Genomic DNA, 20,680 nt, shown 5'->3' with positions numbered 1-20,680 from the left:
GAGTTCAAGTTGGTTTTAGCCGATAGTCTCTATGGAGAAGTGATAGCAACTTTTAAGCTCAATTCTTCTATTTTCGAGAAAGTCAACTACTCAAACCTACCTGGACAGCTTACTAGTTTGAAATCTACAGATTGAGGATTTTCCTCTCATGACAACTCCAACGCCGCAATCTGGATATACTTTACCTGTGTTTGCCTGTGCTGCGGCGATTGCTGCCTTGCATTGGTTACGCCAACCTCAATTACTGGATGCTGTATTAGTAGACTTAATTGAACCTCCGGAAACGGTAAAAATCCCCATTGAGCAAGTGGCTGGAATTGGCGAGGGTATGGCGCTGGCTGTTACCCGCAGTAACCCTGGTGATAACCTTGACCTCACACGCAATACCCCGATTTGGGCAGTAGTGGAATGGGGAAAACCAGAGCAATCTGAACCGATTCGTTTACTGGGGGGAGAAGGAATTGGCAAACAACTGGATACAGGTGGCAAGGCAGCAATTTATGCTTATGCTGAGCGGCTACTGCAAGAAAACCTAAGACATCATCTGGCACTGGGGGAAAAAATCAGGGTGACTCTGATTTTGCCGGAAGGGCGTCAACTAGCCGAGCGTACCTCAAATGCGGCTTTTGGGGTTGTGGAAGGACTTTCACTGCTAGGGACAACTGGGATTTCTCAGCCTCTAAGTGCGCCTGGTCAACTAGAGGCTTTTTGTGAGGAGCTTAGACACAAAGCGACTAATTTAGGGAGTCGGGAAGACTCCTCCAGCATTCCAACTTTGGTCTTTTGTGTGGGGGAGAATGGTTTGGATTTGGCGCAGCAACTGGGGATTAACTCGGAATTGCTGATTAAGACGGCTAATTGGTTGGGGCCACTGCTCGTTACCGCAGGATTGCAGCAAGTGCCAGCAATTTTGTTGTTTGGCTATCATGGCAAGCTGATGAAGTTAGCGGGTGGAATTTTTCATACTCATCACCATCTCGCGGATGGACGACTGGAAATTCTCACGGCTCATTGTGCAACTCTCGGTTTACCAACAGCAGTGTTACAGGAGGTTTTTGCGAGTGCAACGGCTGAAGCGGCACTGAAGTATCTTCGTAAGCTAGACGCTACTAATGGCAGTAATTGGATAGATCGGGTTTATGGTGCGATCGCATCTACAATTGATGTTCGCTCCCAAGACTATATCCGTAAACATAGTGAACAGAACGTGCGTGTCGGTTCAGTTTTGTTTGATCGCGATCGCAAAATCATCGTCACCAGCAAAATGGGTGCCACGTTACTAGCTCAATTGTGTTAGTTTTGTATGAATCTCTACAGTCTTACTTCCTAGAAACCTGATGGTTTCTTTTTACAATTCACGACTCTAGATCGCTGCTCCTGATAGACACTTGGGTGGCGAGATATTTGTACATTTACTCGATTCCATGACGGACGTATCAGTGTCACTACCAACAGAACAAGCCTCCCAAACGAGTGAGACGTTGCCGCTAACGTCTCTACAAGAGCCGTTAAATCGTCAGATGATCGTCATTCTGGATTTCGGCTCTCAATACTCTGAGCTGATCGCTCGTCGCATCCGCGAAACTCAGGTTTATTCTGAGGTTCTTTCCTATCGCACAACTGCCCAACAGCTACAGCAACTTAATCCCAAAGGCATTATACTCTCCGGTGGACCAAATTCTGTCTATGATGCAAACGCTCCTCTATGTGACCCAGAAATTTGGAATCTAGGCATCCCCGTATTGGGAGTCTGCTATGGGATGCAGTTGATGGTGCAGCAACTCGGTGGCGAGGTAACGCGGGCTAAGCGGGCGGAATATGGAAAAGCTTCGCTAGCCATTGATGATCCCACAGACTTGCTGACGAATGTCGAAGACGGCTCAACGATGTGGATGAGTCATGGCGACTCTTGTGAAGCCTTACCTACTGGGTTTGAAATCCTGGCGCATACAGAAAATACCCCTTGTGCTGCGATCGCACACCACGATAAAAAGCTGTATGGTGTACAGTTCCATCCAGAAGTAGTCCATTCCATTGGTGGACTTGCCCTTATTCGTAACTTTGTCTACCACATCTGTGATTGTGAACCTACCTGGACAACCGCCGCGTTTGTCGAACAATCGATTCGAGAAATTCGTGCCAGGGTTGGCGATAAACGGGTGTTGCTGGCGCTATCTGGTGGTGTTGATTCCTCAACGCTTGCTTTCTTGCTCCACAAAGCGATTGGCGACCAATTGACTTGTATGTTCATTGACCAAGGCTTCATGCGGAAAGGTGAGCCAGAAGGATTGGTGCAGCTATTTTTAGAGCAGTTTCACATTCCAGTCGAGTATGTGAAGGCACGCGATCGCTTTCTTGCCAAAATCGAGGGTATCACTGACCCTGAAGAAAAGCGCCGCCGCATTGGTCATGAATTCATCCAGGTCTTTGAAGAAGAATCCAAACGCCTCGGGCCTTTTGATTATCTCGCTCAAGGCACTCTCTATCCTGACGTAATTGAGTCAGCCGACACGAACGTCGATCCGAAAACAGGTGAGCGAGTTGCGGTGAAAATTAAGAGCCATCACAATGTCGGTGGCTTACCCAAAGACTTACGCTTCAAGCTCGTTGAACCCTTACGCAAACTCTTCAAAGATGAAGTGCGTAAAGTCGGTCGCTCGATTGGCTTGCCAGAGGAAATTGTACAACGACATCCTTTCCCAGGACCAGGCTTAGCGATTCGCATTATCGGTGAAGTGACAGCAGAACGGTTGAATATCTTACGCGATGCTGACTTCATCGTCCGTCAGGAAATTCAACAGCAAGGGATGTACCACGACTTCTGGCAAGCCTTTGCCGTGTTACTTCCAGTACGCAGTGTCGGCGTTATGGGCGACCAACGCACCTACGCTTACCCTATCGTCTTGCGCCTGATTAATAGTGAAGATGGCATGACGGCTGATTGGTCACGAGTGCCTTATGACTTGTTGGAGACAATCTCAAACCGGATTGTTAATGAAGTCAAGGGTGTGAATCGGGTAGTTTACGACATCACCTCTAAGCCTCCTGGAACGATTGAGTGGGAATAGTTCGGGTTGTTTGTTATTTGTTATTTGTTGTTTGTATTTTTTTATGAACAACCAATAACAAATAACCAAGTCTTTGGCTCGCGTTCCTTCCACACCTACAAGGAGGTAGATCTTGGTAACTAATCTTAACTTTAGAAAAGCTTATGAGAGCTAGAAGTAATTCAAACCTTTGCAGTTGCTCAGTTACCGACTTTTACCTTCATACTCAAGGGATGAGGAATAGTAATTTCTAATACAGTTGATTTGCAGAGGGTAGTGATATGGATATGGATTTGATTGTTCTATTACTAATGGCACTATTTAATGCGGTTGTTTGCATCTGTTTACCCAAGATGCTGATGCTGCTCTCGTCTAACATCATGAGCTGGAGTAAGGGATTCAGTGGCGAAGTACAAGAAGTGCCTACTGCTGAGCTAGCGCAGCGTACCCTTGCTCTGTGAGTTCTTCTGGTTCTACACCTAGTAACAAAAACTTTTATTCACAGACTCTAGACAACTGAGGACTTACGCAGTTAATCGGTGAAAGCCTGATTTTGATGTCGGAGCAAGGCGCATTGCCAAGCCTTTACTCAGCTTTCACTTTTTGCTCGTTCACCAAAGTCAGACTGCTCCATTCTCCTTTATCACTATAAGTACGAACCAGCCGCTGACGCTGATCGGGTTGCAGCAACCATCCTACCTCTAGAACAAAAAAGTGACCGGGTTTAACGGCTAATGGGCAGTTGGATGATGCTCCATCTGGTAGCAACAACACTTGAACAGGTAACCGACTTTGGTCAAAGTGAAGAATAGAACCATCGACTCTCGCTGTGGAGGTGATGGTTTGAGCGGAGGTGCCAGCCCCATACGTTAGTTGTTGGACTACACGGTTAGGCTCTTCGCGATGGAGTCTGAGTTGAGTGGGATAGGTATCAGGCGATCGCATATCTGGATAAATTGTCACCGCCTCTCCATGCCATTCCCCCAAAAGCTGCTCCAAAGTTAGTTCTGGGCGTTCTGGGGTATCTGTACCCGCCAATTGTTCTCGAATTAACGTTATTCGTGATAGCTGACTATCTTTATTGAATAGCTGCACCAGACGCAAACGGCGATCGCCTTCAATTAAGCCGAGTTCTGCTCCACATTCGGAAAAGGGTGCCCATTGAATCGTCCCTTGGGAAAATGCCCCATTTTTAAACAATAGGATGCTTCGATTTAGAGAACTGTATTCTAGGACTTTTTCCTCGACTGGCTGATCAGGAGGGAGACGGCGGACAATCTGACGAATGGTTTGGTTATCATTCAGTCCTTCCAGACTCACTACGGTAGGCGTATCTTCCAGTTGTTCCCCTTGGGGAGAGAATCGAGTAAATGAACCCTGCCATTCTCCTAAATTTTTCAATAAGCATTCCCATTGTGATGGCATTTTTTTGTACAGCAACTAAATTGTTTATTCTCTAGCTTAGTTCCCGGCGCGAAACTTAAGCCGTGAACCGAGAGCGATCGCTTTTAAGGAAGCCAAAAAATATATCCAAAGACATATCACATTTGATAGTGGTTAATACTTGTGTATTACTGTCACAAAGGATACAGACATACCCAAGACGAAAGGCTTATCTATTGTGGGTTCACTCTGGCACGTCCCTCTGCCATTAGGTAGTTCTAAAAACAGTCGAGTTGTAGTCTACTTTTACAACGACAGATGGTTTCCCATTACGTTCTATACATTGGCTGATGCGATCGCATTGCACCATCAGGCAGCCAGAGAAGGCAGAGAACTGGTTGTCTTCCCTCCTGGTTTAGATCCTCGGACTTTTGACGCTTTTTCAGCTCAACCCGTTTTGCCCAAGCCTACCTACAGCAACAGCTTATAGCCCTCTTAAAAAGCAGGGCTGCAAAGGGTTTTCAGGCTCCTTGTTGGAGATGTCTATTGAAGATAAATCTCTGGACGGTGAGTACAGATTCCTACAAATGCTGACCCCCAATACGAAACCAACGATAGCCATAGCCCTCAAGTTGGACATCGTGTGATGTATCCTCAATTCGCTGATACTGTTGGTCTCCCAGTAGATCAATTAAATGTTCTGCTTCCTCATTCTTCAGGTTCAGTGTCACTGTACAAGCTTCTCTTCCCAAATTATGCACAGCCATCACAGCACGACCCTGCCATTCACAACGGTGAGCGAAGACACTTGGATTACCAGTATCAATAATTTGCCATTTCCCCCAGCCGAATTCTGGGCATTCTTTACGCATTCGGATTGCTCGTTCCATCCAGTTGAGGAGTGAGTTGGGGTCGCGACGCTGGTCAATGACATTCAAGTGTTTATAGCCAAATTTTTCTTCTGTAATTACGGGTCGGAAGAGTTTATCAGATGGGGCTTCTGAGAAGCCAGCGTTTGGTTCACCCGACCATTGCATCGGGGGACGAATGCTATTGCGTTCCTTTTGGGATAAGTCATCACCCATGCCAATTTCCTCACCATAGAACAGGACGGGAGTACCTGGTAGTGTAAGGATAAGGCTGTATGCAAGTCGCAGACGGCCTGGGTCTCCATCAATCATTGGGGGAAAGCGACGACGAATACCTCGGTCATAAATCCACGTCTTCTCTTTATTGGGTGAAAACTTAGCAACAATCTCTTCCTGTTCTGCCTTAGAGAGATAATTCAGTGCCAGTTCGTCATGGTTGCGGATGAACTGTGCCCACTGACCAACTTCAGGAATCTCTGGTGAAGCTTTCAAGCCTTCAACAATCGGTGCAACTTGTTCTTGAGCGAGGGCAAGAATTATATGCTGATTCACAATGAAGCTAAACAGCATTTGCATCTTATCCCCGTCCCCAAAGTAGGCGGGTACGTCTTTCATCTCGATATTGGCTTCGGCAAGCAAAATCGCATCGCCACGTCGCCAAGAGAGGAAGTTTCGTATCTCCTTCAGGTACAGATAAGGGTCATTCACATCGGCTTGGTCTTCAATACCCTTCAATTCAATCAGGAAGGGAGCGGCATCAATTCGGAAACCGGATACACCCAGTTCCAGCCAAAAGCCCATCACCTTGTAGATTTCGTCGCGCACCTTGGGGTTAGCAATGTTTAAGTCGGCTTGGTGTTCGTAAAAGCGGTGAAAGTAGTAAGCTTGTGCTTCCTCGTTATATGTCCAAGTCGTCTCTTGCACACCCGGAAAAATCACTCCTTCGTGTGCATCTTCAGGCTTCTCCTGTGACCAAACGTAAAAGTCGCGGTACTTTGAATTCTCGTCTTTGCAAGCTGCCTGGAACCAAGGATGCTCAATCGAGGTGTGGTTCACTACAAGGTCAATAATGACGCGCATCCCGCGCTCATGCGCTTGACAGGTAAACTCCACAAAATCACCCAAGGTTCCTAGACGAGGGTCAACGTTGTAGTAATCTTTTATGTCGTAGCCGTTGTCCCGGTTCGGTGTTGGATGGAACGGCATCAACCAGATGCAAGTAATCCCTAAGCCAGCAAGATAGTCCAGTCTTTCAGTCAGTCCCTCAAAATCCCCGATGCCGTCATCATTACCATCCATATAGGTTTCGACATCGAGGCAGTACAAGACAGCGTTTTTGTACCAGAGGTCTAGCATTGAGAATACCTATGATTAAGTTGTATTTGAAGAGACAGAGTTATCCGGCTTCGGATGCGATCGCAGACGTTAGTCTATGGAAGAGAGTCTTTGGGAAATATACTCTCCTGTTACTAGTGCTATGTCTTCTTTCGTGAGGGAGAGAAAATCTGCTAATTTAAGGTACTTCAGCAATAATCCAATCACAGAGAAGTCGGTCAACAGCCAAGTGCGCGAAGGTATAGGTGTTTTTTGCAAGGTTGGCAAAATAATGGCTACGTTCTCCATTACACAAGGGGGTTGATGCGATCACGCTCAAGGAAGGATTCGCGCACTATACAGGATAAGGGTTTGAGCAATTTTGGCTCTTGACAGATCGGTGATTTTTTGAAATGATTAGAGCATTCGCGCAACCGCACCTCGAAAATCAAATAGAGCAAGCGTTTCAAAGCCGCGCTATTGCAATCACTACTAATCCCTATCAGGGATTGAAACCAACCAAGCGGTGAATCATACCCAATGCTGGTATCATTGCAATCACTACTAATCCCTATCAGGGATTGAAACTGCCTTATTTTTGCACTTATGCTCAATTCCTATCTACATTGCAATCACTACTAATCCCTATCAGGGATTGAAACTGGGGAGATGAATTTGTTAGGAGCAATGGAGGGACATTGCAATCACTACTAATCCCTATCAGGGATTGAAACATGGTCTTACCCCAAAGTAAGTGCCCCACCCCTGGAATTGCAATCACTACTAATCCCTATCAGGGATTGAAACGGCATAGACTGTCCTTCCTCCCAATATTCTTTAGAATTGCAATCACTACTAATCCCTATCAGGGATTGAAACTACCAGCTTGACTGAGGGCATAGACACCACCACCAGTATTGCAATCACTACTAATCCCTATCAGGGATTGAAACAAGTTACTACGGACAACCAGAAGGTGGTTCAGCGATTGCAATCACTACTAATCCCTATCAGGGATTGAAACGAGCAAGCTTAGGGAAAAAGCGATCGCTTATCCTATTGCAATCACTACTAATCCCTATCAGGGATTGAAACCTGCTAGCTGTGCAGTCTCACGGGCGAATGCCAGATTGCAATCACTACTAATCCCTATCAGGGATTGAAACATTCCAATGGGTGAGTGTGCCGACATAGACCATGAGCATTGCAATCACTACTAATCCCTATCAGGGATTGAAACAGCTAACAGAAGACAATATATTGGCTCGGACTCTTGATTGCAATCACTACTAATCCCTATCAGGGATTGAAACAGAGGCGAATTGCTCAAAGGATAAAGGCAGCTTAATTGCAATCACTACTAATCCCTATCAGGGATTGAAACCGCGGATACACTGACACCCATGACCCGAAGTTCTTATTGCAATCACTACTAATCCCTATCAGGGATTGAAACATGGCGCTATTCATGCCTCGGATTGAGGAAAGCATTGCAATCACTACTAATCCCTTTGCCCCGTTAAATTCCGATCCCCCAGCACCCTTAAAAAGAGGGGAGAATGAGCGTCAAAGTCCCCCTTTTTAAGGGGGATTTAGGGGGATCTGCACTACATAAACGAAGCTAACAAAGTTTGAACCGAATTCCCCTATGCACTCAGGACTGGTGGCTGTGTCCGCAAAACCTCTTTAGGCAACTCTGCAAGTTGAGCTTCAATCTGATCACGCACAATCTGACGATACGCCAAAAAGTGTTCGTTGTGAGCGCAAACAGTAAGGTAATGCTCCCAGACACCAGGGTTATTCTTGATGACGCTAAACAGGTGATGCCAAAACTTCCAGCGAGTCTTACGCTGGACTCCCTGACGCCAGCAGACAATTAGCAGTGCCTTGAGGTCTACCAAACTTGGCAGTTGCCCTGGGGGTTTGCATTTTGGTGCCCCTAGAATCAAGAAATGGCGATAGGCACGATCTAAAAAGCGCTCAGGATCATACAATTCACAAAACGCCTCAACATATTCCCTGGCGATGTCTTCCAGGGGTCGAGTCGGGATAAAGTTCATCAACGTTGCCTGGTCAATATCGCTATCTTTGCTCCGCAATCGTCCCTCTTTTTCTAATCGGTGCCAGAGGGCAGTATTTGGTAAAGCCTGTAAGATCCCAAAAAGACCCGTAGGAATCGCTGTTTGCTCAATAAACTGGACAATCCGGGAACCCGCCCCAGTTTTCTCACCATCAAAGCCAATAATAAACCCAGCCATTACCCGTAAACCTGACCGTGTAATCGCTTCCACAGAATCACTAAGAGTTGTGCGTGTATTTTGGAATTTCTTTGTCAGTTGCAAACTCGCTTCATCTGGTGTTTCAATCCCCAAGAACACAGCATTAAAATTACACTCAACCATCAAATCCATTAACTCTTGGTCTTGGGCAAGGTCAATCGAGGCTTCCGTATTCAACGTAAAGGGATACTCATGTTCAGCTTGCCAAACTTTTAACTTTTTGAGGAATAACTTGACGTTACGCTTATTGCCAATGAAGTTGTCATCCACCATAAAGACGCTACGCCGCCACCCCAACTCGTAGAGGTAATCCAACTCTGCGATTAACTGGGCTGGTGTCTTCGTCCGAGGCTTGCGACCATAGAGGACAATAATGTCGCAAAATTCGCACTGGAAAGGACAACCTCGTGAGAATTGCACCGACATAGAATCATAAGCATCCAACTCCAACAAATCGAAGCGAGGAACAGGCGTTGTCGTCACATCAGGTTTTTCACCACCAGAACGGAAAATTCCTGCTGTCTCACCCCGTTGAAGCGCCTCAACAAACATCGGTAAGGTAATTTCCCCTTCATCCAAAATCAGGTAATCAACACCTGCTTCTGTTGCTTCGTAAGGTACGGAGGTTGGGTAGGGGCCACCACAGGCAACGCGCTTGCCTCGACGTTTTGCTTCACGAATTTGATCGAGTAAATCCTTTTTCTGGACAATCATCGCGGAAAGAATCACGACTTCTGCCCACTCCCATTCTTCCTCTGTAACGGCACGAACGTTCCGGTCTACCAGCTTAAATTCCCACTCTTGGGGTAAGATTCCTGCTACTGTTACTAACCCTAGAGGCGGCAGTAAAACTTTGCGGTTGACTAATTGAAGGACTTTCTCGAAAGACCAAAAACTTTTAGGAAACTGGGGATAGATTAGTAAAACTCGCATTAAACCTCACAGCCTCACACTAAATTTAGCGGTTAGTTGGTTGACAGATTGGTTTTAAAGCTATAGAGTCTGGGATTTTGCATTCTATAACAAACCGTCAAGCTAATTACCAATCATTAGCTCAATGCTAACAACTCCCTTTTTGTTGCTCTCTTGTATTGAGGTATTTATAGAAGCGATCGCCAAGCGAGAAGAGCAAAGCAGATCGCACAATGCTCGATTAGCCTCATACCAGTAATCCAGAAATAATCACACCACATTCTTGTATGTTTCACTATACGGTGGTCTTCCATGCTCATAATAACGGCGATAGAGCAGCTCAAGCTTACCACCATACTCCTGAATCGCTGCCCGTTGGCGCCGATATAGCCCGCGAAATGTGTTGGCAAACAGTAGTGTAAAGATTGCCACGCATAATCCCGCTACAGTTGAGATTAAAGCCTCACTAATGCCGCCTGTAACACCAGCCGTGTTGCTCCCTCCAATATCGCCTATCCGAAGCGCGGCAAAGGCGTTAATCAATCCGAGAATAGTTCCTAGAAGACCAAGAAGTGGCGAAATACTAATGATCGTTTCAAACACCGTGTTAAAACGGCTGAGTGTTGGCAACTCGGCTTGCGCTGCACTTTCTAGCGCCAGTTGAAATTCCTCTGGGGTAGCTTTTTCGAGTTCCAAAGCGGCGATGAAAATCCGTGCAATCGGTAGATCGCTATTTTGTTCTAGCTTGACCAATGCGGCTTGGGGATCGTATTGGTATAGCTTGAGAACTTCCCGTATGACCTTGTTCTGACGCTTCGTTACTCGCTGCCAAAAGATAATGCGCTCCAAAATTAATGCGATCGCAAGTATGGAGAACGCTAATAGGGGCCACATGACAACCCCACCTAAAGTAAAGAAGTTGCCGAGTGACATTATTGGCTTTTAAGCTCAGGGATTATTTGGGACGCGCTCAATTTGAGCATAGCCACTGAAAATCAGCCTTGTTCCTTGGGTTTCTAAGCGGTTGATACGCATCGTGACACCATCAAGGTTGAAGCGATCCAGATCAACCATATTATTTAATATCTCTGCCAATGCCGTCGTCAAGGTTTGAGAAATTTCTCGAAAAGACTCTGGTACAGCATCCGGTTCAAACTGAGCATCTTGAAAGAGAACACGACGCCGCCGTTCAACTGCCAAGGTTGATGACATACTAATCGGTACTAAACCGTGTTCAGGGAGATTCCCTTTTGCAAAAAGCCGTATCCGGTTGTTGGGTTGCAATTGCACCTGCACGTCTGTGAAAGAAATCGGCTGACCACCAGAGAGTTCATCCAACGCTGGGATCGAAAGATTTTCCAAGCGCTTTCTTACCAGTTCGGCTTTGAAAGACTCGTTGATGTCGTCTTGAGTGAGTACAACTTGTGCGATCGCTTGTGTAGGTTGCTTTAGATTAAGCTGACCCTTCAGAACCGAGCCAAAATCCAGCGAGACAGCATCAGTTTCAAACGACATCTCCTCAGTCCGGAATTCCTTGCGGATTACCAAACCACGACCACTCATTTTAAAACTGTCGATAATACCCTGCAACAATTTGCTAGACGGGTAGCAACGAACCGCAATCTCTATTGACTCGCTCCGAGTGAATAGGTGGCGAATCGTCTTGCTGGCGACTGTATTGAGCATCTGCTCTCCCCAGTCGGTACCAGGAGTATTCTTTGTACCGGCGAAGCCACCAAACATAACGTTGTGCATCCACGAGAGTTCTTTATAATTTGTAACAAAATGTGAAGCAGTCAGCAATCTACACTTTGACAGGTCGCAGGTTGAAGGGGGGTAGCAGAATCACTGAACAGTCATCAACTAGTTTTGGCATAAAGATTCTTTAGTTGTAATACGGAAGTTGGTGAGATGGGGACAGAATTTCTTAAGGCATCTATCAGTTTTACTGACAAGACTTACGCACAGACACGACACATGGTAGGAGTGCAAAGCCTTGCGCCCCCACCATTGGTGGTTCAAAGTAAAGGTGGCTTTGGCGACTCTTGACTCTCGCTCTCATACTGAAACCAAGACTAGTCAATATGCATCCCCTCTGCCTTTTGCTATATTTCAAGTCGGTGAATCACTGGTAATCGACAGTGTCCAGTCCCGTAGAATAGCATTCACCTGCTCTGGCACCTCATCATGGGGACAATGTCCAGCCTGAAGATAGTGTTCGGTCAGTTGGGGATAATATTGACGGAACTGTGCGCCCCGCTCCCTTGAACGCATCCAGGGGTCGGCTTCTCCCCACAACAGAAGTAATGGGCACCTCAGTTGTTTGAGGAGGACATCAATTTTTTCTCCTTGAGGTGACTTGAATACGGAAGCAAAAACTTTGTGGGCACCGACATCACAGGAAGGGCGATAAATTTCTTCTACCAGTTGGTCTGTGATCGCACTCTGGTCAAGATAAACTTTCTCAAGCGTATTGCGAATCACTGAGCGTTGTCGCACATATTGGAACAAGAGAAAGCTTGCCCAAGGTTGCAGCAAAACTGAGCGACTGACATCACCGATGAACTTTTGCAGAGGATTTGGTTGAGTCGGTACCTTGGTGTCAGTGAAAGGACCAGCACTGTTGAGTAAGACTAAACCAACCGCAGATTCAGGACGTTGTGCAGCCACACACAGCGCTGAATAACCCCCCAAAGAGTTTCCTGCCAAGACAGCAGGTTGACCGATGACATCGGTGATGAAGTCATGCAACTGGTCGCGCCACAAGTCGCCTCCGTATTGCAAATCAGGTTTAGCAGAGCGTCCAAATCCCAAAAGGTCAATTGCCCAAACCTCAAAATCGTTACTCAGTTGGGCAATATTTTTGCGCCAGTGGTCTGTGGATGCCCCGAACCCATGAACTAACAATAACGGTGGGTGTCCTGATTTTTTTTCACCAGCTCGTACATAGTAAATAGATTGCCCTCGCCACTGCCAGTAAGTGCCTGGTATTGGTCTGGTAGCGGCATCTTGGGTTGCCTGTGTAGTCACGGGAAATGTTAAGTAACGTTAACTTATTTATTTTAGCGTTGGCGAAGAACTGGAACGAGCGTCGCTCTTAGCCTACTGTCAGGCTTAGCGCTTCCCTGTCATCTCGATAAGGAGGCAATGAAACTGATGTAGTATCATGGGTTGGGACGAATAATGTTGAGTAATATAAAGACTAAAGATAAAATAATTCCCTGTAATAATGGGAATTCGTTTCTACACATGAACTGGAGAGGGTAGAGCAGTGTCTGTCGAAACTATTGAGAAGCGTTCAACATCAACAGTCCGTAAACCCGCGCCTCGCTACCGCGTTTTGCTCCACAATGATGACTTCAACTCGATGGAGCATGTGGTGCAGACTTTGATGTCAACAGTATCGAGTTTGACCCAACCTCAAGCGGTCAACATTATGATGGAAGCCCATATGTCGGGTATTGCTTTGGTTATTACCTGCGCTCAAGAACATGCTGAGTTCTACTGTGAAACGCTGAAAAATCACGGTTTGACTAGCACAATCGAACCGGATGAATAAGAGGTTGGGTTCTTAAGGGCTATGGGTTAGGCATCGCCTCAAGTACTACACTCTGTTCAAAAAATTGTGACTAAGTAGACAAAGCAGCCTGCGTTTAGAGCTTCTATAAATAGACTTCATCTATGGGATGCCGAATGCTTGTTGGGAACGCCTACAATGAACAGTTTGCAGGTACACTTCAAAAACTAGTTCTAGTTTTGTGCCAAGCTACATAGCCTTAAAGTTTTGAAATTTAACCTTGCTAAATTTAGACAATACCCAGCACCAATACGGCTGGGATTTTTTCTTTTAATATTAGTGCTACTTTGGCTTCCGGTAGCAGCACCGATTTACTTTTTAATTTCTGACTCGAACTTGGTTACTATCCTGACGATGGGGCTATTGTTTGGGGAATTCCTGCTGTTGCTGCGATGGTGGGGTAGAAAAGTTTATCAACAACCTCAACTGCTAAAACGTTATGGTTTGGAGGGAACACGGCAGAATGGGTTAGATCTGCTCAAGGGATTGAGTATTGGTCTAATGTTTACCTTGAGTTTATTTGCCCTGGAAGGCTTGCTGGGTTGGCTGGAATTTCAGACACCGAAAGTAGTACTGATACGGGTGATTTTAGAAGGATTACTCAGCGCCCTTGGCATTGGTTTTGCAGAAGAGTTAGTCTTTCGGGGCTGGTTGTTGGATGAGTTACAACGAGATTATACCCAAAAGGCATCACTCTGGATTGATGCGATCGCCTTTGCCATACTGCACTTTCTCAAGCCGTTTAAAGAAGTGATTCGCACATTCCCTGCATTTCCAGGTTTGTTGCTGCTGGGGTTGACATTAGTTTGGGCAAAGCGATCGCGTAAAGGTCGTCTGGGTCTGCCAATCGGATTGCACGCAGGTCTAGTTTGGGGCTACTACATTATTAATGTGGGGCAATTAGTGAAATATTCTGGCAAGATTTCTCCCTGGATTACTGGCGTTGATAGTAACCCAGTTGCAGGAGTAATGGGGTTGTTATTCTTAAGTGTTCTTGCGTTCAGGATGAGGAAGCGAACAATCTAAGAGAGTGTGAAATGAGGAGCAGAAATTCGACATAATCTTGAGGAGTTAGTTATGGGAATTGATGAATTACTCAAGGAAAAACGGGATGAAATTATAAGAATTGCAGCACAGCATGGGGCTTATAATGTACGAGTTTTTGGTTCGGTGGCGCGGGGGGAAGCTTCTGCTGAAAGTGATATTGATTTTTTAATTGATGTTGGGGTAAATCACAGTCGTTGGTTTCCTGGTGGTTTATTAGCTGATTTAGAAGATTTGCTGGGTTGTAAAGTTGATATTGTCACGGAAAATGGACTGCATCGAGTAATCCGGGAACGGGTTCTCAAAGAAGCTGTGCCATTATGACGGACAACCGCGCTTATCTAGAGTACATTCGCGAGTGCATTGAGCGCATTACTGAATATACAAGCGAAGGAAGAGAAGCGTTTTTTGTTAATACAATGATTCAAGATGCTGCTCTCCGTCGCTTGTAAACCTTAGCTGAATCAACACAACGCCTTTCCGATGATTTAAAGGTAAGGGTAACTGAGGTTGATTGGCGTAGTGTTTCGGGCTTTCGGAATATTTTAGTGCATGATTATTTGGGAGGAATTGATCTAAATATTATCTGGGACGTTATTGAGCAAGATTTGCCAGACTTGAAGGAGAAGATCGAGGCAATATTGGAAGAGTTGGGGGAGGATTTGTAAGGTAGATACTGACCTTAAGGAAGTATAGGCAATCGCTCACAATCAAGCATCAGAAAAAAGCGATCGCCTAATGTAAACTTCCAGAAGTGAATTCACTCTCAAGCCTCAAACTATCTGCACTGGAAAATCATGACTCATCAAACATCTCTCCCAATTGGCTTTGTCCGTCAACAGTTTCCATCTCTTGCTGACGATTGGACGTTTTTTGATAATGCTGGCGGTTCACAAACGCTCAAACAGGTGGTGGAGCGAATAAGCGAATATTTACTAACATCTGATGTGCAATTGGGAGCTTCTTATGATGTCTCACAATTAGCAAGCGATCGCGTTGCAAAAGCTGCCCAAGCAATGGCAACCTTGATTAATGCGAAGTCTCCATCAGAAGTAGTGATGGGTTCATCCACTACGTTGCTGTTGCGGATTCTTTCCCTATGCATCAGCCAAACTTGGAATCCAGGCGATGAGGTAATTGTCACTAACTGTGACCATGAGGCAAATATTGGTGCTTGGGTTGACCTGGAAAAACAGGGAATCAAGATTAAAGTGTGGCGAATTAATCCTGACACCTTGAAGCTACACCTAGAGGATTTAGAGCCATTATTGAGCGATCGCACTCGTCTCGTTGCGTTCACTCATGCCTCTAATGTCTTAGGAACGATCAATCCGGTTAAAGATATTACCGAAGTTATCCACAGACATGGAGCAATGGTCTGTATTGATGGTGTCGGTTATGCACCTCATCGCTTGGTGGATGTCCAAGATCTAGATGTGGATTTCTATGTGTTTAGTTTCTACAAAGTTTATGGTTCCCACTACGCCTTACTTTATGGCAAGCAAGAGCATTTACTGGCAATGCCTGGGATAAACCATTACTTTATTGGTCAGACTGATATTCCCTACAAGTTTCAGCCAGGAAATGTCAATTTTGAGCTGAGTTATGGAATGTTAGGTTTGTGTGATTATTTAAGTGAACTGGCACAAGTTTCCTATGGTGAGCAAACGGCTCCAGATTTGAGAAGTCAGATGGTGCAAGCATTTGAGTTGATAAGCACTCATGAGGATGTAATAGGCGATCGCCTTCTCAAATACCTCACTAGTAAATCTAATATTCGGATAATTGGTCAACCCCAAGCCGATCGCCATTCACGAGTTCCAACTATCTCTTTTGTTGTAGATGGAATGAACAGCGAGACTATTCCACTGCAAATTGATAAGCATAATATTGGGATTCGCTTTGGTGACTTTTACGCCAAGCGACTGATTAAAGACTTGGGGTTAGATAAGCAAGGCGGAGTAGTGCGAGTCAGTATGGTGCATTACAACACTATTGAGGAAGTTGATCGACTGATACAAGCTTTTGAGACAGTGTTGTGATTTACGAGTGTGATCGCTTTTTGTAGCGTTTGATTGGGAAAAGGCGATCGTGTAAGCTTATGGACCTTGAACCAGAGGGGCAATCCCTTCTCAAGACTATGCTGAATAGAGGTTCTATATTTGTAGAGACCTTCCGGCGGAACGTCTTAAGACGAGCCTGACACTTAAATAAACCTTGTAGGGGCGCAAGCCTTACGCCCTGTGAAATTTCAGTTTTAACCACTAAGGTCAATGGGCGTATACCATACGCCCCTACCACAAAATCATCCCGTGATTGTGCAACAACTTAATGTGCGATGCCCAGTTTATTCTGGTATTTCTTTTGTCGAAGTATGCTCAAACTCAGCAATTTGTAAGGGGATTTTAACAAGCTGCGGTGGTGGAATTACAGCTGATAGAGATGTGCCAACTAGACAAACTCCAGTTAAATTGGCTCCATCCAGGTTCACACCCTCTAACTCCGCACAGAGGAGACTTGCTCTTGTTAAATTTGCACCGGACAGGTTTGCCCCACGTAAATCTGCCTCCTCAAAATTAACTTCGCTCAAGCTAGCGCCTTGTAAATCCGCTTGCGATAAATCTGCCCCTTTGAGATTAGCACCGTTCAGATTCGCCCCTCGCAAATCTGCCCCTCGTAGGTCAACGCCCTGCAAGTCAACACCCATCAGATTTGCGCCACTCAAAAACGCCCCTGTAAAAGACGAGCGAGTAAGCTTTGCCCCCATTAAATTAGCGCCTCGGAGGTTGCTACCGCGCAAATCAGCCCCGGTTAAGTCAGCTTGCATCAAGTTGGCTCCCAGGAAATTTGCGCGTAAGTCCGCTGACGCTAGTTTGGCACCAATGAGATTCGCACCATCTAGCCGTGCGCCATTGAGGTTGGAACGTGAAAAATTGGTTCCTATCAATGTCGCACCCGCAAGATTAATCCGTTCTAGTTGGCTACCAGAAAGGTCTTCGTCTTCTAAATCGGCTCCTGGCAGTTGCTTGAGTTTTCCTGCCCGAATTGCATCTATCTCCATCACCATTTCTTGTTGCCTATGCTTTTATGCTAGAAACACCTAACAATTCTTCTTCCACAGGGTGAGAGCCTAGTAACCACATCCCTGCGGCAATCTTTGGTTGATGTGCCTGGAAGCTCATACCTTGTTGCATCCCCATCACTAACAAATTGAGGGTTTCTACCAATTTAGGGTCAAATGCTTCACCGGAGAGCGCCTGACATTCTGCCAAAGCTTTGGACATCGCTTCTTCCCGACTGAGGGTTGGCTTATCCTCCTCTTCCTGCAACGTCTGTACCTGCCTGACACGACACTGAAAGTCTGTTACTAACCCTAAAATTCTCGACTCTAAAGGAATGGCATCATAAGCTAACGCTGCTGGGATACCAGTACCGTTCCACTTTTCGGTTTGGTGAGTCAGGATTTGGGCGATCGCACGTAGCTGTGGCATTGCCCGTAATACTTGCACCCCCGGCATCAGAGGGCAACAGGGAGCTTCATCCTGAGACTGAACCGCCGTCACCAGCGAAGAACCCAACCCGTGCAGCAAACCCGCAAGACGCAGACGCTTGAGCTGCCAAGCGGGTAAATCCAACAACTGCCCCATCGCCTCTGAGATTGCCGCCACCTCTGCTGCCGCCATTGGGTTGGTTGGATCGGCTTGGTCGATTAGCTGCGCCATGCGTAAGAATGCCTGCATCTCACTAGAAAGCAGGTTGTCATCCAAAGCTTGTTCTTGAATCGGTGAGCCAAGCAGTGCGGTTTCCTCAAGGTGGGATAAATCATCATGACTGTGTTTGAGATAATCCACCACACGCGACACGACAACGCTAATGTCATCTCGCGACCTAGCCCCAAAGTTAGCCGTAATCTTCTCGACTTGTGCCGTTAGGGTTTTCTGCAACTGTGGGTCGTACCCCCCAATATGAGCGATCGCAAGTTCCACTGTCTCCCGTACCAATTCCGGCTCAAATGTCCAGAACCCGTAGAACTTGCGCTCTAGGTCATTTTCCGGCATCCCTTTTTCACCATAATCAGATGCCGACAGCTCTTGACATAACACCATTGCTGTATATGTCTCTGAGAGAATCATCAGGTGCCACTCTTGCGCTACTGGGTCAGTTGGCTCCAAGCTTACAAGGGCAACATTCTGCTTCTGGCTGGTCGGATGTTCCGCAAAACCAGCATCAGAGGCAGCCATAATTGCTATCTGAGCTGACTTATCGGCTAAGTCTCCATAACGTTCCGCTTCTTGCAGATACCACTTACCCCGCTGGAAAGCTGTAATCACAATCGGCGGACTATCCGACTCCAGGATGAAGTCTTCTAAGGCATGGCACAGAGCAACCAAAGTGTTTTTGAAATATACACCAAAGTTTAGAGGTCGTTTACCTCCTCGATGGGCTGCTTCTAGTCTTTGTAAAATCGAACCTTCCAGCATGGCGACAGTTTTATTAAATGAACCGCGAAAACGTTAAGTTAAGTAAAGAGTGTTAAAGGACGTTGCTTTCTCAAAAATTGTATCGGTAACCACAAGAAGTTGCCTATTGTATTAACCCACTGTGACGAGTTGTTTCTTCTTGGGTTCGACGGGAGCAACGAGTGCTTCTTCCAATTCAGCACAACCCAGTCTTTCTTCAAGAATTTTCATGACTTCACGTCCAAAGTCATTCGGGTTTTGGCGCCAAGCTTGTAAGCAAACTTCACCGAAGAAGGAACCCAACGGTTCTGGATTCCACATCAGTTTCTTCACCGTCCAAGGCTTCAGGTTCATCGGGTCATAGTTCCGATTGAGGATATTGTTCTCAAAGGCATACTCTTCTAAGTGAGTGTGCGGTTGCAAACCGATGAAGAAAATCGCGGGTTCGACTTTATCAGCACCAAAAATTCGTTCTAACTCCCGGTGATAAGCAACTGTCTGACGAATGGTTTCCGGTCGCTCGTCTATTACATTAAAGGAGTAGTTGACCGAAACCAGGTCATTAAAGCCCGCTGCTTTTAGGTCACGGCAGTTTTCTAACACTGTACGCAGGTTGTAACCCATCCGCATCTTCCGCACTAGTTCCTGAGAGCCACTGGTGATGCCAATTTCAAAGTAATTCATCCCGGTTTTCACCATTAGCTCACATAATTCCGGCGTGAGATTGTCGGCACGGATGTAAGCTGCCCAATGGATGTCAGTCATGCCAGAGTCGAGAATTTTCTGCAACAGCTCAATGGCATCGTCGATGAACTTCCGTGCTGGGATGAACTGAGCATCGGTGAACCAGAAGTTCCGAATTCCCCGATCATAGAGTTGGCGCATTTCCGCCACGACTTCATCAGCGGGGTTAATCCGAACTTGCTTGCCTTCCACTACTGTATAGATGCAGTAACAGCAATTGTGTGGACAACCGCGCTTGGTTTGCACACCAATATAGAAGTCTTGGTCTTGCAGGTAATATTGAAACTCAGGCCAGATGCTTGGGATGTAGTCGTAGTTGCAAGCGCTTTTTTCAATGGGAGTGGGCCATTCGTGTATCATGCGATCGCGTGGCTTTGTTTCACCCACTACATAACACCGCTCATCCCGAAACTCTTGACCCTTGAGAATTTTTTCAAGTAGTGTTTCCCCTTCGCCTACAGAAATAATCGTTCCGGCTGGCAACTCTTTCCCTAGCTGCTCATAGAAAACACTCACCGCACCACCACCGACAACAGCACGAACCTCTGAGTTATAGTTTTGAGCGCGTTTAAGCCCTCTTGCAATCAACCCCCGATTACGCCAAAGTTCTGCATAGTAGGAAATGGCTAGACGCAGCAGCCCAAAAGCCCCTCGGAACTTTAAGAAGGGATTCCAGGCATAGAAGAACTCGAAAGCATTTTGCAGGGGATTGCCCCCTCTACCGCCTACTGGCGCATAAATTTGGATATCACGCCAGGAAAATACCAGCAGGGTGGGTTGAAACTCGTCCACACAGGCATCCAGGGCAGACGCAAAATCTAGGGGAGGCACAGTTCCCAAGTCAAAGATGCGCTGCTCAACCTCTGGGAACAGTTTGTGGACATGATCAGCTAGGTAGACAACGCCAATCGGAAAGATCGGATTACAGGGAAGGCGTACATAGAGGATTTTTTGTTGCATTGTTAATTTCAGGTGGAAGCTGTTCTTTCTTAGATCAATTGCTTACTCAGAATTAAAAATTTAGGGAAGTTTTACCTCATATTGCTTTATC

Annotated in this window: 19 protein-coding genes, 1 pseudogene and 1 CRISPR repeat array; of the genes and pseudogenes, 11 read left to right on the top strand and 9 right to left on the bottom strand. The window is 46.1% G+C overall.

Annotation, left to right across the window (positions count from 1 at the left end):
- The first annotated feature begins 148 nt into the window (after positions 1–148).
- The 3 genes from cbiD (at position 149) to H6F98_RS14645 (ending at position 3,508) form a co-directional block, all read left to right on the top strand.
- Entirely contained in the window at positions 149–1,297 is a 1,149-nt protein-coding gene (gene cbiD / locus H6F98_RS14655; protein WP_192219440.1) for a cobalt-precorrin-5B (C(1))-methyltransferase CbiD, read from the top strand.
- A 127-nt stretch (positions 1,298–1,424) separates the two neighbouring features.
- A complete protein-coding gene (gene guaA, locus H6F98_RS14650; RefSeq protein ID WP_192219439.1) occupies positions 1,425–3,068 on the top strand; it encodes a glutamine-hydrolyzing GMP synthase in 1,644 nt (547 codons plus the stop codon).
- Positions 3,069–3,328: 260 nt separating this feature from the next.
- Positions 3,329–3,508 carry a hypothetical protein gene (locus tag H6F98_RS14645; protein ID WP_192219438.1) on the top strand — a complete coding sequence of 60 codons (180 nt, stop codon included), beginning with the start codon at positions 3,329–3,331 and terminating at the stop codon, positions 3,506–3,508.
- A 124-nt stretch (positions 3,509–3,632) separates the two neighbouring features.
- On the opposite strand, the gene H6F98_RS14640 is transcribed toward H6F98_RS14645, so the two are convergent.
- Complete coding sequence (locus H6F98_RS14640) at positions 3,633–4,472, bottom strand: DUF3598 family protein (RefSeq protein WP_192219437.1); 840 nt, start codon at positions 4,470–4,472, stop codon at positions 3,633–3,635.
- 139 nt (positions 4,473–4,611) lie between these two features.
- On the opposite strand from H6F98_RS14640, the gene H6F98_RS14635 reads away from it, so the two are divergent.
- Entirely contained in the window at positions 4,612–4,920 is a 309-nt protein-coding gene (locus H6F98_RS14635; RefSeq protein ID WP_199348497.1) for a hypothetical protein, read from the top strand.
- 91 nt (positions 4,921–5,011) lie between these two features.
- Here the strand turns inward: H6F98_RS14635 and H6F98_RS14630 are convergent, their stop codons facing one another.
- From H6F98_RS14630 to H6F98_RS14615, 4 genes are all read right to left on the bottom strand, one after another.
- Positions 5,012–6,655 (bottom strand): alpha-amylase family protein, encoded by a 1,644-nt coding sequence (locus H6F98_RS14630; RefSeq protein WP_192219436.1) that lies wholly within the window; start codon positions 6,653–6,655, stop codon positions 5,012–5,014.
- 437 nt (positions 6,656–7,092) lie between these two features.
- Positions 7,093–8,139: a CRISPR direct-repeat array (repeat unit 37 nt; unit sequence ATTGCAATCACTACTAATCCCTATCAGGGATTGAAAC).
- Positions 8,140–8,259: 120 nt separating this feature from the next.
- A complete protein-coding gene (locus H6F98_RS14625) occupies positions 8,260–9,825 on the bottom strand; it encodes a B12-binding domain-containing radical SAM protein (RefSeq protein WP_192219435.1) in 1,566 nt (521 codons plus the stop codon).
- A gap of 249 nt (positions 9,826–10,074) precedes the next feature.
- A complete protein-coding gene (locus H6F98_RS14620; protein WP_192219434.1) occupies positions 10,075–10,737 on the bottom strand; it encodes a MotA/TolQ/ExbB proton channel family protein in 663 nt (220 codons plus the stop codon).
- A gap of 15 nt (positions 10,738–10,752) precedes the next feature.
- Entirely contained in the window at positions 10,753–11,559 is an 807-nt protein-coding gene (locus H6F98_RS14615) for a DUF2993 domain-containing protein (RefSeq protein ID WP_396811935.1), read from the bottom strand.
- 156 nt (positions 11,560–11,715) lie between these two features.
- On the opposite strand from H6F98_RS14615, the gene H6F98_RS14610 reads away from it, so the two are divergent.
- Positions 11,716–11,853 carry a hypothetical protein gene (locus H6F98_RS14610; RefSeq protein ID WP_192219433.1) on the top strand — a complete coding sequence of 46 codons (138 nt, stop codon included), beginning with the start codon at positions 11,716–11,718 and terminating at the stop codon, positions 11,851–11,853.
- 63 nt (positions 11,854–11,916) lie between these two features.
- Here the strand turns inward: H6F98_RS14610 and H6F98_RS14605 are convergent, their stop codons facing one another.
- Positions 11,917–12,834: an alpha/beta fold hydrolase gene (locus tag H6F98_RS14605; RefSeq protein WP_192219432.1), complete on the bottom strand. Its 918-nt coding sequence runs from the start codon at positions 12,832–12,834 to the stop codon at positions 11,917–11,919.
- A 241-nt stretch (positions 12,835–13,075) separates the two neighbouring features.
- Here H6F98_RS14605 and clpS point away from each other — a divergent pair, with 241 nt between their 5' ends.
- The 6 genes and pseudogenes from clpS to H6F98_RS14580 all read left to right on the top strand — a co-directional run bounded on the left by clpS (position 13,076) and on the right by H6F98_RS14580 (position 16,467).
- Positions 13,076–13,363 (top strand): ATP-dependent Clp protease adapter ClpS, encoded by a 288-nt coding sequence (clpS, locus tag H6F98_RS14600; RefSeq protein WP_192219431.1) that lies wholly within the window; start codon positions 13,076–13,078, stop codon positions 13,361–13,363.
- Between the two features lie 291 nt (positions 13,364–13,654).
- Positions 13,655–14,407: a CPBP family intramembrane glutamic endopeptidase gene (locus H6F98_RS14595; protein WP_396812014.1), complete on the top strand. Its 753-nt coding sequence runs from the start codon at positions 13,655–13,657 to the stop codon at positions 14,405–14,407.
- 51 nt (positions 14,408–14,458) lie between these two features.
- Positions 14,459–14,749: a nucleotidyltransferase family protein gene (locus tag H6F98_RS14590; protein WP_192219429.1), complete on the top strand. Its 291-nt coding sequence runs from the start codon at positions 14,459–14,461 to the stop codon at positions 14,747–14,749.
- The gene (locus H6F98_RS34085; protein ID WP_277927580.1) at positions 14,746–14,877 is read left to right on the top strand and encodes a hypothetical protein; all 132 of its coding nucleotides are present in this window, start codon (positions 14,746–14,748) and stop codon (positions 14,875–14,877) included. Before H6F98_RS14590 ends, H6F98_RS34085 begins: the two co-directional genes overlap by 4 nt.
- Before the next feature lie 48 nt (positions 14,878–14,925).
- A pseudogene (locus H6F98_RS33540) lies at positions 14,926–15,093 on the top strand (DUF86 domain-containing protein); the annotation flags it as partial.
- Positions 15,094–15,222: 129 nt separating this feature from the next.
- Positions 15,223–16,467 carry a cysteine desulfurase-like protein gene (locus H6F98_RS14580; protein ID WP_192219428.1) on the top strand — a complete coding sequence of 415 codons (1,245 nt, stop codon included), beginning with the start codon at positions 15,223–15,225 and terminating at the stop codon, positions 16,465–16,467.
- Between the two features lie 305 nt (positions 16,468–16,772).
- On the opposite strand, the gene H6F98_RS14575 is transcribed toward H6F98_RS14580, so the two are convergent.
- From H6F98_RS14575 to H6F98_RS14565, 3 genes are all read right to left on the bottom strand, one after another.
- Entirely contained in the window at positions 16,773–17,486 is a 714-nt protein-coding gene (locus H6F98_RS14575) for a pentapeptide repeat-containing protein (protein ID WP_192219427.1), read from the bottom strand.
- 16 nt (positions 17,487–17,502) lie between these two features.
- Positions 17,503–18,906, bottom strand: a complete 1,404-nt coding sequence (locus tag H6F98_RS14570) for a DICT sensory domain-containing protein (protein WP_192219426.1) — start codon at positions 18,904–18,906, stop codon at positions 17,503–17,505.
- 111 nt (positions 18,907–19,017) lie between these two features.
- Positions 19,018–20,589, bottom strand: coding sequence for a photosystem II high light acclimation radical SAM protein (locus tag H6F98_RS14565; protein ID WP_192219425.1), 1,572 nt, complete (start codon positions 20,587–20,589; stop codon positions 19,018–19,020).
- Positions 20,590–20,680: the final 91 nt, after the last annotated feature.

This window comes from Microcoleus sp. FACHB-SPT15 (assembly GCF_014849525.1).
Lineage (GTDB): Bacteria > Cyanobacteriota > Cyanobacteriia > Cyanobacteriales > Coleofasciculaceae > Symplocastrum > Symplocastrum torsivum.
The sequence above is the reverse complement of the archived record's forward strand: the minus strand, read 5'-3'. Positions and strand labels throughout refer to the sequence as shown.

Bases quoted from the DNA above. Each gene is read 5' to 3' on its own strand.
- cbiD (WP_192219440.1), top strand. From the start codon at position 149: ATGACAACTCCAACGCCGCAATCTGGATATACTTTACCTGTGTTTGCC.
- guaA (WP_192219439.1), top strand. From the start codon at position 1,425: ATGACGGACGTATCAGTGTCACTACCAACAGAACAAGCCTCCCAAACG.
- H6F98_RS14645 (WP_192219438.1), top strand. From the start codon at position 3,329: ATGGATATGGATTTGATTGTTCTATTACTAATGGCACTATTTAATGCG.
- H6F98_RS14640 (WP_192219437.1), bottom strand. From the start codon at position 4,472: ATGCCATCACAATGGGAATGCTTATTGAAAAATTTAGGAGAATGGCAG.
- H6F98_RS14630 (WP_192219436.1), bottom strand. From the start codon at position 6,655: ATGCTAGACCTCTGGTACAAAAACGCTGTCTTGTACTGCCTCGATGTC.
- H6F98_RS14625 (WP_192219435.1), bottom strand. From the start codon at position 9,825: ATGCGAGTTTTACTAATCTATCCCCAGTTTCCTAAAAGTTTTTGGTCT.
- H6F98_RS14620 (WP_192219434.1), bottom strand. From the start codon at position 10,737: ATGTCACTCGGCAACTTCTTTACTTTAGGTGGGGTTGTCATGTGGCCC.
- H6F98_RS14615 (WP_396811935.1), bottom strand. From the start codon at position 11,559: ATGCACAACGTTATGTTTGGTGGCTTCGCCGGTACAAAGAATACTCCT.
- H6F98_RS14610 (WP_192219433.1), top strand. From the start codon at position 11,716: ATGGGGACAGAATTTCTTAAGGCATCTATCAGTTTTACTGACAAGACT.
- H6F98_RS14590 (WP_192219429.1), top strand. From the start codon at position 14,459: ATGGGAATTGATGAATTACTCAAGGAAAAACGGGATGAAATTATAAGA.
- H6F98_RS34085 (WP_277927580.1), top strand. From the start codon at position 14,746: ATGACGGACAACCGCGCTTATCTAGAGTACATTCGCGAGTGCATTGAG.
- H6F98_RS14580 (WP_192219428.1), top strand. From the start codon at position 15,223: ATGACTCATCAAACATCTCTCCCAATTGGCTTTGTCCGTCAACAGTTT.
- H6F98_RS14575 (WP_192219427.1), bottom strand. From the start codon at position 17,486: ATGGAGATAGATGCAATTCGGGCAGGAAAACTCAAGCAACTGCCAGGA.
- H6F98_RS14570 (WP_192219426.1), bottom strand. From the start codon at position 18,906: ATGCTGGAAGGTTCGATTTTACAAAGACTAGAAGCAGCCCATCGAGGA.
- H6F98_RS14565 (WP_192219425.1), bottom strand. From the start codon at position 20,589: ATGCAACAAAAAATCCTCTATGTACGCCTTCCCTGTAATCCGATCTTT.